The sequence below is a fragment of the Paraburkholderia azotifigens genome (genome assembly GCF_007995085.1).
Lineage (GTDB): Bacteria > Pseudomonadota > Gammaproteobacteria > Burkholderiales > Burkholderiaceae > Paraburkholderia > Paraburkholderia azotifigens.
Window position 1 is genome coordinate 2,771,380 of record NZ_VOQS01000001.1, and the last position, 14,063, is coordinate 2,785,442.

Genomic DNA, 14,063 nt, shown 5'->3' on the forward strand with positions numbered 1-14,063 from the left:
CGCGTGAAGCAGCGCGAACGATGCTTATGCCACGTGCCGCTCGGCGCCGCCTTCAGGCGCACGCCACTTCGCTAGCAACGACGCCCACTTCGCCCGCACGCCCTTCAGGTTGTTGTCCTTCACGTGACCGTAGCCACGAATGCCGTCGGGCAGATTCGCGAGTTCGACGGCCAGCGCGCGATTCCCGACCGTCAATCCGCCGATCAGTTCACGCACCAGCACCTCGTACTCGACGATCAACGCGCGTTCGGTGCGACGCTCTTCCGTCTTGCCGAACACATCGAGTGCCGTGCCGCGCAGGAACTTCATCTTCGCTAACACGTGCATCGCGTTGAGCATCCACGGACCGTATTGCTTCTTCACCAGATGGCCGTGCGAATCCGTCGTCGCCGTAGCGGGCGGCGCGAGGTGGAACTTCAGCTTCCAGTCGCCTTCGAAATTTGCCTTGAGCTTCTCGATGAACGCCGGGTCCGAATACAGACGCGCGACCTCGTACTCGTCCTTGTACGCCATCAGCTTGTGCAGATTTTTCGCGACGGCTTCCGTCAACGGCATCTGGCCGTCGGCGGCATCGAGCTTCGTTTCGGCGGCGCGCACTTCTTCGACCAGCTTGCGATAGCGCGTCGCGTAAGCGTCGTTCTGGTACGCGACCAGATACTGCGCACGCTTGTCGATCAACGTGTCGAGCGCCTTCGGCGTGTGCAGCGAAACGATCTTGCTGCTCGCGGCATTCGCCGTATTGCCGTCGTCGATTCGATCCTGGATATGCGCGAGCTTGCGCACGGCAGCGAGATCGTGGGCTGCGCGGCGGCCCCACTCGAACGCCGCGCGATTCTTCTCGACCTGCACCGCGTTCAACTCGATCGCGCGAATCAGCGACTCGTGCGTGAGCGGCAGCCAGCCCTTCTGCCAGGCGTAACCGAGCACGAACGGATTCGTATAGATCGCGTCGCCGAGCAACGCGACGGCGAAGTGATTCGCGTCGACGGACGAGACGCTGTCGTCGCCCGCGGCGGCGCGCACGTCCGCGTCGGCACTCGCGCCAGGGAAGCGCCAGTTCGGGTTCTTGATGAACTCGGCCGTCGGCGTGGGCGCGCTGTTCAGCACGACGTGCGTGCGGCCGCTTTGCATCCGCGACACGCATTCGTCGCTGGCCGTCACGATCGAATCGCAGCCGATCACGAGATTCGCTTCGCCCATCGCGATACGCGTCGCGTGGATGTCGGCGGGCTGATTCGCGATCTGCACGTGGCTCATCACGGCGCCGCCCTTTTGAGCGAGACCCGTCACGTCGAGGACGGTGACACCCTTGCTCTCGAGGTGCGCGGCCATGCCGAGCAGCGCGCCGATCGTCACGACGCCCGTGCCGCCGACGCCCGTCACCAGCACGCCATACGGCCGCTCGATCGCCGGAACGTCGGGATCGGGGACGGGCGGCATTGCATCGCCTGCGACGCCCGACACTGTCGGCTTGCGCAACTGACCGCCTTCGACCGTCACGAAGCTCGGGCAGAAGCCCTTCAGACACGAGTAGTCCTTGTTGCAGGTCGACTGGTTGATCTGCCGCTTCGTGCCGTACTCGGTTTCGAGCGGCTCGACGGACAGGCAGTTCGACTGCACCGAGCAATCGCCGCAGCCTTCGCAGACCGCTTCGTTGATGACCACGCGCTTCGCCGGATCGGGATACGCACCGCGTTTGCGGCGGCGGCGCTTCTCGGTGGCGCAGGTCTGGTCGTAGATCAGGATCGTCGTGCCTTCGATCTCGCGCAGTTCGCGCTGCACGTCGTCGAGCTTGTCGCGATGATGAATGTCGATGCCGGGTGCAAGGCCGACGTTCGCGTCGTACTTTTCGGGCTCGTCGGTAACGATCACGATTTTCTTCGCGCCTTCGGCGGCGAGCTGGTGCGTGATCTGCGGCACGGTCAGCGTGCCATCGACCGGCTGGCCGCCCGTCATCGCGACGGCATCGTTATACAGAATCTTGTAGGTGATGTTGGCCTTCGACGCGATCGCCGCGCGAATGGCGAGCAGGCCCGAGTGGAAGTACGTGCCGTCGCCGAGATTGGCGAACACGTGCTTGTCGTTCGTGAACGGCGCCTGTCCGACCCACGCGACGCCTTCGCCGCCCATCTGGCTGAACGTGCTCGTGCTGCGGTCCATCCACACGGTCATGTAGTGGCAGCCGATGCCCGCCATCGCGCGCGAGCCTTCGGGCACATTCGTCGACGTGTTGTGCGGACAGCCGGAGCAGAACCACGGCTTGCGCTCGATCGCGACCTTCGGACGGGCAAGTGCTTTTTCCTTCGCTTCGATCACCGCGATCCGCGCGGCGATTCGGGCGCGCACGTCGGACGGCAGATCGAACTTGTCGAGCCGCGTCGCGATCGCCTTGGCGATCAGCGCGGGCGACAGTTCATAGTGAGCGGGCAGCAGCCAGTTGCCCATCGGCACTGACCATTCGCCGCCTGCGCCGTCTTTTTCGTCGAACTTGCCGAACACGCGCGGACGCTGCGCATCGGGCCAGTTGTACAGCTCTTCCTTGATCGCGTATTCGAGAATCTGGCGCTTCTCTTCGACCACGAGAATTTCCTGCAGGCCGCGCGCGAATGCCTGCGCGCCTTGCGCTTCGAGCGGCCACACGCAACCGACCTTGTAGAGACGAATGCCGATGCGCGAGCAGGTTTCGTCGTCGAGACCGAGATCGGTCAGCGCCTGACGCACGTCGAGATACGCCTTGCCGCCCGTCATGATGCCGAAGCGCGCATGCGGCGAATCGATCTCGATGCGGTCGAGCTTGTTCGCTCGCACGTAGGCGAGTCCCGCGTACCACTTGTAGTCGAGCAGACGCGCTTCCTGCACGAGCGGCGGATCGGGCCAGCGAATGTTGAGGCCGCCCTCGGGCATGTCGAAGTCGCCCGGCAGAATGATTTGCGTGCGGTGGGGATCGATATCGACGGAAGCGGAGGATTCGACCACATCGGTCACGCACTTCATGGCGACCCACAGGCCGGAGTAACGGCTCATTGCCCAGCCGTGCAGGCCGAAGTCGAGATATTCCTGCACGTTTGACGGAAACAGCACGGGCAGGCCGCAGGCCTTGAAGAGATGCTCGGACTGGTGCGCGAGCGTCGACGATTTCGCTGCGTGGTCGTCGCCGGCAAGCACGAGGACGCCGCCGTGACGCGACGAGCCGGCTGAGTTGCCGTGCTTGAACACATCGCCCGAGCGGTCGACGCCCGGCCCTTTGCCGTACCACATCGAAAACACGCCGTCGTATTTGGCGCTCGGATAGAGGTTGACCTGCTGCGAGCCCCAAACGGCCGTGGCGGCGAGGTCTTCGTTGACGCCTGGCTGGAAGACGACCTGGTGCGCGGCAAGATGCTTTTTCGCCTTCCACAGCGACAGGTCAAGACCGCCGAGCGGCGATCCGCGATAGCCCGAGATGAATCCGGCTGTATTGAGCCCGGCGGCCCGGTCGCGTTCCTGTTGCAGCATCGGCAGGCGGACCAGCGCCTGGATGCCGCTCATGTACGCGCGGCCGCGTTCGAGCGTGTATTTGTCGTCGAGCGTGACGGAAGTCAACGCGGCTTCGAGCGAGGCTCGCTGGCCGGCGTCTAGCGGGGCATTCATTATGTGTACTCCTCCACCCAGTTTGGGATCACCAAAATCTGCTTGGCCTCGGCATCTTGTGAATGCTTCGGCCGGGGTCGCCATGTTGACGGCTTTTTTGCGATGGTAGCACTGGTAAAAACCCGCCGCCTATCGTTGAAAACACCACAATGCGGGATCTAACACGAACGAAAATGTCAGCCCGATGACCTCGCGTGAACTTTTTCGTGTGTCGCTGTTACGAGGTGTAAGAGCATGAAACAACGGGAACCGCTCTTGAAATGACGGTCTAAACTCTGCACTTGCATGAATCGCAACGTTCCGCATGCTGCGGAGCTTCGCTGTGCAGTCGAAAAAGGAGTACGCATGAACACGAAACACATCCAGACCTTCCTGATGGTCTCGGCAGCATTCTTCGCGATGAGCGCGCCGATGCGCCCGAATAGCGCCAATGCGCTCGCGAATGCCGTCACCCGCACGACGCAGGTCGCCGCGACGACGGTCGCCGTGAACCAGCGGCGTTCGTCCGAAGACGAATCGGAGCAGCGTGGCTGACGCGCCCGGGCGGATCGTCCGCCGCGCGCAATTGATCACAACCGGCTTGGCGAGAACCGCCGGTTCCGAAATACGAAAGGCGAGGATCGAATCGATCCTCGCCTTTTTCTTTGCAGGGCTCGCACCCTTGGGTAGGCGTTAAGCCTTGTCCTGCACGACACCTCGACGAATCTGATCCAGCTCGATCGATTCGAACAGTGCCTTGAAGTTGCCTTCACCGAAACCCTGATTGCCCTTTCGCTGGATGATCTCGAAGAAGATCGGTCCGATCTGGTTCTCGGTGAAGATCTGCAGCAGCAGATCGTCGTGTGCGCCGTCGATCAGAATCTTGCGCTTGCGCAGTTCGTCCAGCGGCTCGCCGTGATTCGGCACGCGGCGGTCGACGAGTTCGTAGTAGGTGTCGATCGTATCGAGGAGCATGATCTTCGCGTTGCGCAGACCGTCGACCGTTTTGTAGATGTCTTTCGAACCCAGCGCGATGTGCTGGATGCCTTCGCCGCGATATGCGTCGAGATATTCCTGGATCTGGCCTGCCGTTTCCGAGCCTTCTTCGTTGATCGGAATGCGGATCTTGCCGCACGGCGACGTCATCGCTTTCGACTTCACGCCCGTCACCTTGCCTTCGATATCGAAGTAGCGCACTTCGCGGAAATTGAAGAGCCGCTCGTAAAACTCGGCCCATTCCTGCATGCGTCCGCGATGGACGTTGTGCGTCAGGTGATCGATATAGGTGAGACCGTGGCCCGTCGGGTTCGGGTTCGCGCCGGGAATCGGCTCGAAGTCGACGTCATAGATGCTGATGTCGCCGATGCTGTTCGGCGTCGCGCCGTTCTTGCCGCGCCAGCGGTCGACGAAATAGATCAGCGAATCGCCGATGCCCTTGATGGCGGGGATGTTCAGTTCCATCGGCCCCGTCTTGTTGTCGAAACCCCACGCGCCGAGATCGAGCGCGCGCTTGTACGCCTTCGCCGCATCCTTCACGCGGAACGCGATCGCGCAGATCGACGGGCCATGCAGACGCGCAAAACGTTGTGCGAACGAGTCGGGCTCGGCGTTGACGATGAAGTTGATGTCGCCCTGACGGTACAGCGTCACGTCCTTATGACGATGCTTCGCGATCGCCGTGAAACCCATCTGCTCGAACAGCTTGCCGAGCGCCACGGGGTCCGGCGCGGTGTATTCGATGAATTCGAAGCCGTCGGTGCCGACGGGATTCTCCCAGGTTGAAACCTTCATGTCTGTCTCCTGAATGGCGGGGTCCGCTTCGCGTTGCGCGATTCGATGAAGAACAGTGTAGTTGCCGATTCGCGGAGAAACCTTGCGAAATTAAGCGTCTGACACTAGGCTTGAGCTATTTTCTGGCGTATCTAACCACTCAGATGGCAGAACATGGCTCAAATTGAGATAGATGCAATCGACCGGCGCATTCTCGCGATCCTTCAGGAGAATGGGCGGCTGTCGAATCAGGAGATCGCCGAGCGGGTGAATCTGTCGCCGAGTCCATGTTTGCGACGTATCCGCAGGCTCGAGGAGATCGGGGTGATTCGCGGCTACGTCGCGCTGCTGGATTCGCAGATGCTCGGTCTCGATCTGCTCGCCTATGTGAACGTGCGGCTCGAAAAGCGCGGCGGCCCCGTGCTCAGTGCGCGCGCCGACGGTACGCCGGGGCGCGCGGGCGCGACGCATTCGGAACTGTTCCGCGTGGCCGTGCAGGGTTGGCCGGAAGTGGTCGCCTGCTACGCGATGACGGGCGAGATGGACTATCTGCTGCGCGTGCAGGTGCGCGACATGGCGCATTTCTCGCGCTTCGTGCAGGACCAGTTGCTGCGGCATCCGTCGGTGATCGACGTGAAATCGAGCTTTTCGCTGGAGAAGTTCAAGGAGACCACGGCGCTGCCGTTGTGAACGGCGACGCGTTCTCTATTGGCGCATTCGGGCAAAAGAAAAGGGCGACTCGGTGGAGAGCCGCCCTTTTTTATTTGAGGATCCGCTGGAGCTTACGCGGCGATCGCGGTCGGGATGAACGATTCGATCAGCTTCGACGTGCTGCGCGCCTGGCGCTTGAGCACGTAGTCGAACACAGCAGCCTGTTCCTGAAGCATTTCCGAGATGATGCTGTTCTGATCCGCGGGCGCGAGCGTCAGATAGGCATCAGCTTCGCCGTACGCATATTCGATCTTCATGCCGGCCTTCTTGGCGATATGCATCATGGTCGAGTTGCGCGACAGGCAGTGGATGTACAGCGTCGTGACGTGCGTGTTGCGGCTGCGGATGGCCGCGCGCTCGAACAGCTTCGTGCCGATGCCCTTGCCGCGCACGCTTTCCGACACGGACACGCCGAATTCAGCCGTGCGCGCATCGCCTTCTGCGGGCAGATAAGCCAGATGGCCGACGCCGACCAGTTGCAACTGACGGTCGAACACGCCGAACACGGTGTCGCGGGTGAAGTCCAGCGTGCGAACGTAGTTTTCGATGACGCGATCCGGGGTAACCTGGCCGAAGCGGAGCAGACGATCGTCTTCGCCAAGTTCGATGAAATGGGCGAGCAGACGGGCGCGGTCTTTCTCGCCGAGTTCCCGGACCAGAACGGGCGCGCGACCGGCGACGTTCAACAAGCGATCGACGGCGATCGGCTCGGCGGCGCGGATGGTTTGCTCAGTCATGGTTGGGTTCTCCTATAGCAAGCGGCATGGTGCGCCGCAAAAAGCATTCTAATGGAAAACCCCGAGGTCTAACTAGGGAAAACCCTGTGATTTGCCGAGCGCACAGTCTAAAATTATGCGTGCAATGATTTATCTATTTGATTTTTATGAAAAAAAATATCGAATGATCGTGCGACTCCGGTGCGTCTCCTTGCCGCAACGACGGCACGATAGTTGCTGCGAGAGCGAATCCTTCCACCCGCCGATCTGGGTGTGCGAGCCAGTCTAGCTAGCGCCAGCGCCCGTCGCCGGCGCAGCCGCGAGCAGTCCGTGATCCACCATATTGACCACCTGTTCCGCGAACTCCCGATATCCCATCCGGCCGCCCGGCTTTAGCCAGGTGAACGTCCAGTTGATCATCCCGAAGACCATCATCGTGAGTGCCGTCTGGTTTTCGCGTGACACGCGTTCGGGATAAGCGCGCGCCAGTTGCCGTGCGAACGCAGCGACCACGTCGCGCTGCCGGTTCAGGATGATCTCGCGCTGCGACTCGACCAGATATTTGACATCGTTCAGCAGCGCGACGTGCCGGCTGTGCGAGGTCTCGTACTCGGAAAGAAAAGCCCGGATCAGTTCGGCGAACGTCTCGCGTTCGGTGAGTCCGCGCCGCTGGCTCGCGCCTTCCACCTCGGCGATGATCAGCATCAGCCGCTTCGTGTAGCGGTCGAGCAGGTCGAACAGGATCGCTTCCTTGCTCTCGTAATAGTGATAGAGGCGCGCTTTCGACGTGCCGCTCGCCGCGGCCAGATCGGCCATCGATGTGCTCGGATAGCTCGTTTGAGCAAATTTGGCTGCGGCCAGTTCGAGGATCTGGTCGCGCTGGCTCTCGTGGTCTGGGGCTCGTGTACGGGCCATGATTATTCTGTTTGTCTCAAGCAGGGGAAAGGGTTGCGCGCGTGACGTTCATCTCCAGCGAACGCCACATGTCCGTCTCTCCGCGCAACTGCAGTTGGCCTGTGGCGGCGAGTTCGCGCAGACGCCACAGCACAAGGCTGTCGCTGACCAGCAAGCCGTTGTTCGCCGCCATCACGTGGGCTGCGACGCGTCCGGCTGACTGCCAGCCTTCGGCGGCGTGTTCGAAGATCCGCGCGTCGAGTTCGGCGAAGCTGCCGCTCATAAAGGTATTGCCGCGCCAGCGACGCAGTTCGGCGTCCGCGAGCTTCACTTCCTGCCATTCGAGCGCGAGCCGGCCGATGCGCAGCACCGAAATTGGCGCGGCGCGCGGCAGCTGCTTGAGCAGCAGATCGGGCGCGAACATGCCGACGGACGTCGCCTGATCGGGACGGCGCAGCGGCGCGCCGGCGTCGCCCGTCAGATCGTCGATCGACAGGCACACTTCGTTGAGCCGCTGCGGCATTTCGCGCAGATGGAAGCACACGCGGCGCAACGTCAGCTGATCGGCGGCACTCTGGCCGTGCCACACGACCACATGCGTCGCTCCGTCGACCACGGCTTTCAGGCTGGTGGCCTGCGCTTCGAACTCGCCCAGGAAATCGCGCGCGTCGTCCCCGCTGGCGCGTTGCCAGAAATCCGCGCGAACCTGAGGTGTATCGTCGATGCCTTGCAGCGGGCCGACGGCCAGATCGTCGCGCAGGGCCAGCACGGCCCCGGTCCGGCTCGCCTGTTCGAGCGCCTTGCGCAGCGAGTCGGCGGCGACGTCGCCGTTGGTGATATGGATCGTGCTCATTGTCATTGACGCGTTCGAGCGCCCGTCGAGCGCAAACGAAGCGCGGTTCAATCAGAAAACGGAAAAGGCCGCACGCCGCAGGAAGACTTTCCTATGACGGGCGGCCCCTAGTGTAAGCGGATCGCGGGTGTGCCGAAAGCGACGACGCGCACATACGGTTCACGGCGCGCGACGTACTCACCGCGCACCACGTGTATCAACGCTCGTCGTAGCTGACGACGACCTTGTCGCTGACGGGGTGACACTGGCAGGTCAGCACGAAGCCGTCCTTGATCTCGTGCTCTTCGAGCGTGTAGTTCTTCTCCATCTTCACTTCACCTTCCAGCACCTTCGCGCGACACGTGCAGCAGACGCCACCCTTGCACGCATATGGCAGCGCGAGACCCGCGCGCAGGCCGACGTCGAGCACGCTCAAGCCCTGATACGGCAAACGCAGCTTCCGCTTCTTGCCGTCGAGCACGATCTCGAGGTCGGCCGTCGGCGTGTCGTCGGTGATTTCGGTTGCAGGCACGCCTGCTTGCGGCAGTGGCGTGCCGAAACGCTCGACATGCACCTTCGCCTGCGGCACGCCCGCGGCCTTCAGCGCGGCTTCGGCGGCATCCATCATCGGGCCTGGGCCGCAGATGAACGCTTCGTCGATCGCCTCGGCGGGCATCAGCGTCTCGAGGAACGACGCGCACTTCGCCTGATCGAGCACGCCGTTGAACAGCTCGACGTCCTGGATGTCGTCGGACAGCACGTGATACAGCACGAAGCGGTTCATGAACCGGTTCTTCACGTCCTCGAGTTCTTCGGCGAACATGATCTGATCGACGCTGCGGTTGCCGTAGATCAGCGTGAATGTGCTGCGCGGCTCGATTTCGAGCGTCGTCTTGATGATCGCCAGCACGGGCGTGATGCCCGAGCCGCCCGAGAACGCGACGTACTGCTTGCCGTGATCGGCGTTCAGGTGCGTGAAGAAACGGCCGTCCGGCGTCATCACGTCGATCGTGTGGCCGGGCTGCAGCGTATCGAACGCGAAGTTCGAGAAACGGCCGCCGCGCACGCGCTTGATGCCGATGCGCAGTTCGCCGTCGCGGTCGTAATCGGTGACGCCGACGCAGATCGAATACGAGCGGCGCGTTTCCTCACCGTCGATATGCGTCTTCAGCGTGACGAACTGGCCCTGTGTGAAGCGAAACTGCTCGCGCAGTTCGACGGGGACTTCGAAGGCGACGGAAACCGCATCGGCGGTTTCGGGCCGCACTTCCCGGATGCGCAGCGGATGAAATTGCGGGGTGGCCATATCAGTACGGTTTGAAGTAGTCGAAGGGTTCGCGGCAGTCGACGCAGCGGTACAGCGCCTTGCAGGCCGTCGAGCCGAATTGCGCGAGGCGTTCGGTATGTTTCGAGCCGCAGCGCGGGCAAGCGGGCGCGGGCAGCGAGCGTGGGACGAAGCGGATCACTTTCTGTTTCGTTCCGGCGTTCGCGTCGGGCTCGGCACTCCCGCAATTGCCCGTCGGCGGCGCGATGCCGTAGGCGCGCAGTTTTTCGCGGGCGTCGTCGGTGATCCAGTCGGTGGTCCATGCGGGCGCGAGCACGGTTTCGACGCGGTATGGCGCCAAACCGGCCGCGTCGAGCGCCGTACCGATGTCTTCCGCGATCTGCGACATCGCCGGGCAGCCCGAGTAAGTCGGCGTGATGACGACTTCGAGCGCGCCGTCGGCGGCGCGGCGCACGTCGCGCAAAATGCCCAGTTCGCGGATCGACACGACGGGGATTTCCGGATCGGGCACGGCCTCGAGCACGGCCCACGCCTGTTCGAGCGCGTGGTCGTTTGCTTCGGCTGTTTGAGCGATCGAAGTCATCGTTGAACTCACCTGTTGGATCTAAGGATTACCAGCTTGCGCCCGGATGCTGGCGCGCGAGGCTCTGCATTTCAGCGAGCAGGAAACCCATGTGTTCCGAATGCTCGCCGTGCTTGCCCGTCGTGACGTGCTTGACGGGATCGGGCAGGGTCAGCGTCGCCTCGTCCATCGCGGCGCGCACGTCTTCGAGCCACACGGCTTCGAGTTCCGACGTCTTCGGGCCGATGCCGGCGGCGGCAATGGCGTCTTCCGTCGAGTCGTCGCTGAAGAATTCGCGCGTGTACGGAATCAGATAGTCGAGCGCGGCCTGCGCGCGGCGATGCGATTCGTCCGTGCCGTCGCCGAAGCGCACGAGCCACTCGCGCGCGTGATGCACGTGATACTGCGTTTCCTTGATCGACTTCGCGGCGATCGCGGCCAGCTGCGCATCCGACGAGCCCGTCAGCGCAGACCACACATGCAGCATCAGCGACGAATACAGGAAGTTGCGCACGATCGTGACGGCGTAGTCCTTGTCCGCGTGCGCCGTGCCCGCGAGCGGCCCGACGTGCGGCAGCTCCGCCAGCGTGTAGTTCGCGAACTCGCGCTCGGCGCGGAAGAACGCGTAGTCGTCTTCCGAGCGGCTCGTGCCTGTCAGCGTGTTCTCGAGTTCGGCGGCGTGCGTGTATAGCAGACGCGCCTGGCCGATCAGGTCGAGGCTCATGTTCGACAGCGCGATGTCTTCTTCGAGAATCGGGCCGTGGCCGCACCATTCCGCGTTGCGTTGTCCGAGGATCAGCGCGGTGTCGGCGAGGCGCAGCACGTAGGCGAGGTGTTGGGGCGTGATATCCATGTCGCGCGCTTACATGTGGTTGACTTCGTCGGGCAGCTGATAGAACGTCGGATGGCGGTAGATCTTGTCGCCAGCCGGTTCGAACAGTTCGGCTTTCTCGTCGGGCGCTGACGCCGTGATCGCCGACGACGGCACTACCCAGATGCTCACGCCTTCCTGGCGGCGGGTGTAGACGTCGCGCGCCATGCGCAGCGCCATCGACGCGTCGGCAGCGTGCAGGCTGCCGCAATGCTTGTGATCGAGTCCCTGCTTGCTGCGCACGAAGACTTCCCAGATCGGCCATTCCTTGTTCATTGCAATCTCCTTCCAGTTCTTCTCGATTCGGGGCGCCAATCAGGCGGCGTGTTGCTGCGCGCGCTGGCGCTGTTTTTCGGCATGGGCGAGGGCGGCTTCGCGAACCCAGGCGCCGTCGTTGTGCGCCTTCACGCGCGTCGCGAGGCGCTCCTTGTTGCATGGGCCGTCGCCGTTGACGACGCGCCAGAATTCGTCCCAGTCGAGGTCGCTGTAGTCATAGTGGCCGCGAGCTTCGTTCCACTTCAGGTTCGCATCGGGTAGCGTGACGCCCAGCACCTTCGCCTGCTTGACGGTGGCGTCGACGAATTTCTGACGCAGATCGTCGTTGGTGATGCGCTTGATGCCCCACTTCGCCGACTGGTTGCTGTGGACGGAGTCCTTGTCGCTCGGGCCGAACATCATCAGCACGGGATACCACCAGCGGTTCACCGCCTGCTGCACGAGTTCGCGCTGCGCGTCTGTGCCTTTCATCATCGCGAGCAGTGCGTCGAAGCCCTGACGCTGATGGAACGACTCTTCCTTGCAGATGCGGATCATCGCCCGTGCGTACGGGCCGTACGTGCAGCGGCACAGCGGAATCTGGTTCATGATGGCCGCGCCATCGACCAGCCAGCCGATCACGCCGACGTCCGCCCAGGTCGGCGTCGGGTAATTGAAGATGCTCGAGTACTTCGCCTTGCCGGAATGCAGCGCGTCGATCATCTGGTCGCGCGAGACACCGAGCGTTTCGGCCGCGCTATACAGATAGAGGCCATGGCCGCCTTCGTCCTGCACCTTCGCCAGCAGAATCGCCTTGCGCTTCAGGCTCGGCGCGCGCGTGATCCAGTTGCCTTCCGGCAGCATGCCGACGATCTCCGAGTGCGCGTGCTGCGAAATCTGGCGAACCAGCGTCTTGCGGTACGCGTCGGGCATCCAGTCTTGCGGCTCGATTTTGCCGTCGGCGGCCATCACTTCATCGAAGCGGGCCTGCTCGGCCGAGCCGGCGGCCGCGTCGAGCGGGGCGACGTTGCCGGGGATGTCGAGGGATTGCGTGTACATGTCGAACGCTCTCGTCATGAGTGGTGTGTGTTCGGCAGTATAAACCAACCGTCCGGTCGGTTAATAAATTTTTCGAGATGGATTGGTAGGGGTTTGCACTATGCAATCGTGCACAATGAGCGGCTTGGTCCCGGTTTGTTTCTTTCATCTCTTTTCACCGATCAGTCGCAATGTCCACTCGTTCTTTGGCCGTCGTGTGCGGCGTGGTTCTGTCCTCCGCGCTGCTGGTTTCCGCCCCCGTTTTCGCTGCGGATGCGCAGTCCCCGTGGGTGACCGCATGGGCGACGGCGCTTCAGCCGATTCCGCAAGTATCCAATCCGCCGCCGCTGTATCGCGCGCCCGATGTCGCGGGACGCACGGTGCGGCAGATCGTGTATCCGACGTTGTCGGGCAACGTGGCGCGCATCCATATAAGTAATGCGTACGGGAGGGCGCCGCTCGTGATCGAAGATCTGCGGATTGCGCGTTCTGGCGCCGGGGCCGGCGCGGCCGTTCAGGGCGGAACTGCGGTGCCGGTGACCTTCGGCGGGAAGGCAGCCTTCAGCGTTCCGCCGGGCGGGGAGATCGACAGCGATCCCGTGCACACCGGCATTTCGGCTGGCGCCCCGTACGCCATCAGCAGTTATATGGGGCGTGAGCAGAAGATGGCCGCGTGGCATCGCGTATCGAGTCAGGTGAACTATGTGTCGACACCCGGCAATCACACAGGGGACGCGTCCGGCGATGCTTACCGCCAGAGGTTCACGCAATTCGTCTGGGTGACGGGGCTGCAGGTCGAGGCGCCGTCGTCTGCGACGATCGCGGCGATCGGCGATTCGATTACCGACGGCATGCGCTCGAGCCTGAATCAGAATCGACGGTGGCCGGACGCGCTGGCAGGCCGGTTGGCGCAGAGTGGAGACAGGTCGGCGGCAGTCGTGAATCTGGGGATCAGCGGGAACCGGCTGCTGAGTGATTCGCCCTGTTATGGAGATGCGCTCGCGACGCGCTTTGGGCGCGACGTGCTGGCGCAGCCCGGCGTGAAGACGGTGATCCTGCTGATCGGGATCAACGACATCAACTTCGCCGCGATGCCGCCGCACGGCGGCCTGGATTGCGATTCCCCTCACACGCTGGTGACCGCGGATGGTCTGATTGCTGGATACAAACGTGTGATCGTGGCCGCGCATGCGCGAGGAATGCGGATTTTCGGCGCCACGCTGACGCCGGCGGCGCTTCCGCCGCAGCGCGAGGCGATTCGCGCGGAGGTCAATCAATGGATCCGGACGGGCCATGCGTTCGATGGGGTCGTCGACTTTGACGCTGCGTTGCGCGATCCCGTCGAGCCGACCCGCCTGCGACGCAACTTCGACAGCGGCGATCAGATTCATCCGAGCGACGCCGGATACGCTGCGATGGCGGATGCGATTCCGCTGCAAGCGGTCATGAGTGTGGGCAAAAAGTGACCCCCGAAAAAAACCTGCGTCACACTCTTGTCATGAGGCTCGGGATGGCCTAAG

At 62.9% G+C, this 14,063-nt stretch carries 13 protein-coding genes; 3 read left to right on the forward strand and 10 right to left on the reverse strand.

Annotated features, from left to right (window positions below):
• Positions 1 to 24 precede the first annotated feature (24 nt).
• Positions 25 to 3,630, reverse strand: a complete 3,606-nt coding sequence (locus FRZ40_RS12320) for an indolepyruvate ferredoxin oxidoreductase family protein (protein WP_147234261.1) — start codon at positions 3,628 to 3,630, stop codon at positions 25 to 27.
• Positions 3,631 to 3,975: 345 nt separating this feature from the next.
• Here FRZ40_RS12320 and FRZ40_RS12325 point away from each other — a divergent pair, with 345 nt between their 5' ends.
• On the forward strand, positions 3,976 to 4,164 hold the full coding sequence (locus FRZ40_RS12325; protein ID WP_028367453.1) for a hypothetical protein: 189 nt from the start codon (positions 3,976 to 3,978) through the stop codon (positions 4,162 to 4,164).
• Between the two features lie 138 nt (positions 4,165 to 4,302).
• Here FRZ40_RS12325 and hppD read toward each other — a convergent pair whose 3' ends face one another.
• Positions 4,303 to 5,400, reverse strand: a complete 1,098-nt coding sequence (hppD, locus tag FRZ40_RS12330) for a 4-hydroxyphenylpyruvate dioxygenase (RefSeq protein ID WP_147234262.1) — start codon at positions 5,398 to 5,400, stop codon at positions 4,303 to 4,305.
• A 153-nt stretch (positions 5,401 to 5,553) separates the two neighbouring features.
• Between hppD and FRZ40_RS12335 the strand changes: the two genes are divergently transcribed.
• Positions 5,554 to 6,069: an Lrp/AsnC family transcriptional regulator gene (locus FRZ40_RS12335; RefSeq protein ID WP_028367455.1), complete on the forward strand. Its 516-nt coding sequence runs from the start codon at positions 5,554 to 5,556 to the stop codon at positions 6,067 to 6,069.
• 92 nt (positions 6,070 to 6,161) lie between these two features.
• Here FRZ40_RS12335 and FRZ40_RS12340 read toward each other — a convergent pair whose 3' ends face one another.
• From FRZ40_RS12340 to paaA, 8 genes are all read right to left on the reverse strand, one after another.
• Complete coding sequence (locus tag FRZ40_RS12340; protein WP_028367456.1) at positions 6,162 to 6,827, reverse strand: GNAT family N-acetyltransferase; 666 nt, start codon at positions 6,825 to 6,827, stop codon at positions 6,162 to 6,164.
• A gap of 264 nt (positions 6,828 to 7,091) precedes the next feature.
• The gene (locus tag FRZ40_RS12345) at positions 7,092 to 7,721 is read right to left on the reverse strand and encodes a TetR/AcrR family transcriptional regulator (RefSeq protein ID WP_028367457.1); all 630 of its coding nucleotides are present in this window, start codon (positions 7,719 to 7,721) and stop codon (positions 7,092 to 7,094) included.
• Positions 7,722 to 7,737: 16 nt separating this feature from the next.
• Complete coding sequence (locus FRZ40_RS12350; protein ID WP_147234263.1) at positions 7,738 to 8,553, reverse strand: DUF1835 domain-containing protein; 816 nt, start codon at positions 8,551 to 8,553, stop codon at positions 7,738 to 7,740.
• A 196-nt stretch (positions 8,554 to 8,749) separates the two neighbouring features.
• A complete protein-coding gene (gene paaE / locus FRZ40_RS12355; protein ID WP_028367458.1) occupies positions 8,750 to 9,838 on the reverse strand; it encodes a 1,2-phenylacetyl-CoA epoxidase subunit PaaE in 1,089 nt (362 codons plus the stop codon).
• Position 9,839: 1 nt separating this feature from the next.
• Positions 9,840 to 10,400, reverse strand: a complete 561-nt coding sequence (paaD, locus tag FRZ40_RS12360; RefSeq protein WP_147234264.1) for a 1,2-phenylacetyl-CoA epoxidase subunit PaaD — start codon at positions 10,398 to 10,400, stop codon at positions 9,840 to 9,842.
• A gap of 28 nt (positions 10,401 to 10,428) precedes the next feature.
• Positions 10,429 to 11,232, reverse strand: a complete 804-nt coding sequence (gene paaC, locus FRZ40_RS12365) for a 1,2-phenylacetyl-CoA epoxidase subunit PaaC (RefSeq protein WP_147234265.1) — start codon at positions 11,230 to 11,232, stop codon at positions 10,429 to 10,431.
• A 9-nt stretch (positions 11,233 to 11,241) separates the two neighbouring features.
• Positions 11,242 to 11,526: a 1,2-phenylacetyl-CoA epoxidase subunit PaaB gene (paaB, locus tag FRZ40_RS12370; RefSeq protein WP_012402209.1), complete on the reverse strand. Its 285-nt coding sequence runs from the start codon at positions 11,524 to 11,526 to the stop codon at positions 11,242 to 11,244.
• 39 nt (positions 11,527 to 11,565) lie between these two features.
• Positions 11,566 to 12,564 carry a 1,2-phenylacetyl-CoA epoxidase subunit PaaA gene (gene paaA / locus FRZ40_RS12375; protein WP_147234266.1) on the reverse strand — a complete coding sequence of 333 codons (999 nt, stop codon included), beginning with the start codon at positions 12,562 to 12,564 and terminating at the stop codon, positions 11,566 to 11,568.
• 170 nt (positions 12,565 to 12,734) lie between these two features.
• Between paaA and FRZ40_RS12380 the strand changes: the two genes are divergently transcribed.
• Positions 12,735 to 14,009, forward strand: a complete 1,275-nt coding sequence (locus FRZ40_RS12380; protein ID WP_147234267.1) for an SGNH/GDSL hydrolase family protein — start codon at positions 12,735 to 12,737, stop codon at positions 14,007 to 14,009.
• Positions 14,010 to 14,063: the final 54 nt, after the last annotated feature.

Excerpts from the sequence above, each read along its gene's own strand:
- FRZ40_RS12320 (WP_147234261.1), bottom strand. The coding sequence starts at position 3,630 with ATGAATGCCCCGCTAGACGCCGGCCAGCGAGCCTCGCTCGAAGCCGCG.
- FRZ40_RS12325 (WP_028367453.1), top strand. The coding sequence starts at position 3,976 with ATGAACACGAAACACATCCAGACCTTCCTGATGGTCTCGGCAGCATTC.
- hppD (WP_147234262.1), bottom strand. The coding sequence starts at position 5,400 with ATGAAGGTTTCAACCTGGGAGAATCCCGTCGGCACCGACGGCTTCGAA.
- FRZ40_RS12335 (WP_028367455.1), top strand. The coding sequence starts at position 5,554 with ATGGCTCAAATTGAGATAGATGCAATCGACCGGCGCATTCTCGCGATC.
- FRZ40_RS12340 (WP_028367456.1), bottom strand. The coding sequence starts at position 6,827 with ATGACTGAGCAAACCATCCGCGCCGCCGAGCCGATCGCCGTCGATCGC.
- FRZ40_RS12345 (WP_028367457.1), bottom strand. The coding sequence starts at position 7,721 with ATGGCCCGTACACGAGCCCCAGACCACGAGAGCCAGCGCGACCAGATC.
- FRZ40_RS12350 (WP_147234263.1), bottom strand. The coding sequence starts at position 8,553 with ATGAGCACGATCCATATCACCAACGGCGACGTCGCCGCCGACTCGCTG.
- paaE (WP_028367458.1), bottom strand. The coding sequence starts at position 9,838 with ATGGCCACCCCGCAATTTCATCCGCTGCGCATCCGGGAAGTGCGGCCC.
- paaD (WP_147234264.1), bottom strand. The coding sequence starts at position 10,400 with ATGACTTCGATCGCTCAAACAGCCGAAGCAAACGACCACGCGCTCGAA.
- paaC (WP_147234265.1), bottom strand. The coding sequence starts at position 11,232 with ATGGATATCACGCCCCAACACCTCGCCTACGTGCTGCGCCTCGCCGAC.
- paaB (WP_012402209.1), bottom strand. The coding sequence starts at position 11,526 with ATGAACAAGGAATGGCCGATCTGGGAAGTCTTCGTGCGCAGCAAGCAG.
- paaA (WP_147234266.1), bottom strand. The coding sequence starts at position 12,564 with ATGTACACGCAATCCCTCGACATCCCCGGCAACGTCGCCCCGCTCGAC.
- FRZ40_RS12380 (WP_147234267.1), top strand. The coding sequence starts at position 12,735 with ATGTCCACTCGTTCTTTGGCCGTCGTGTGCGGCGTGGTTCTGTCCTCC.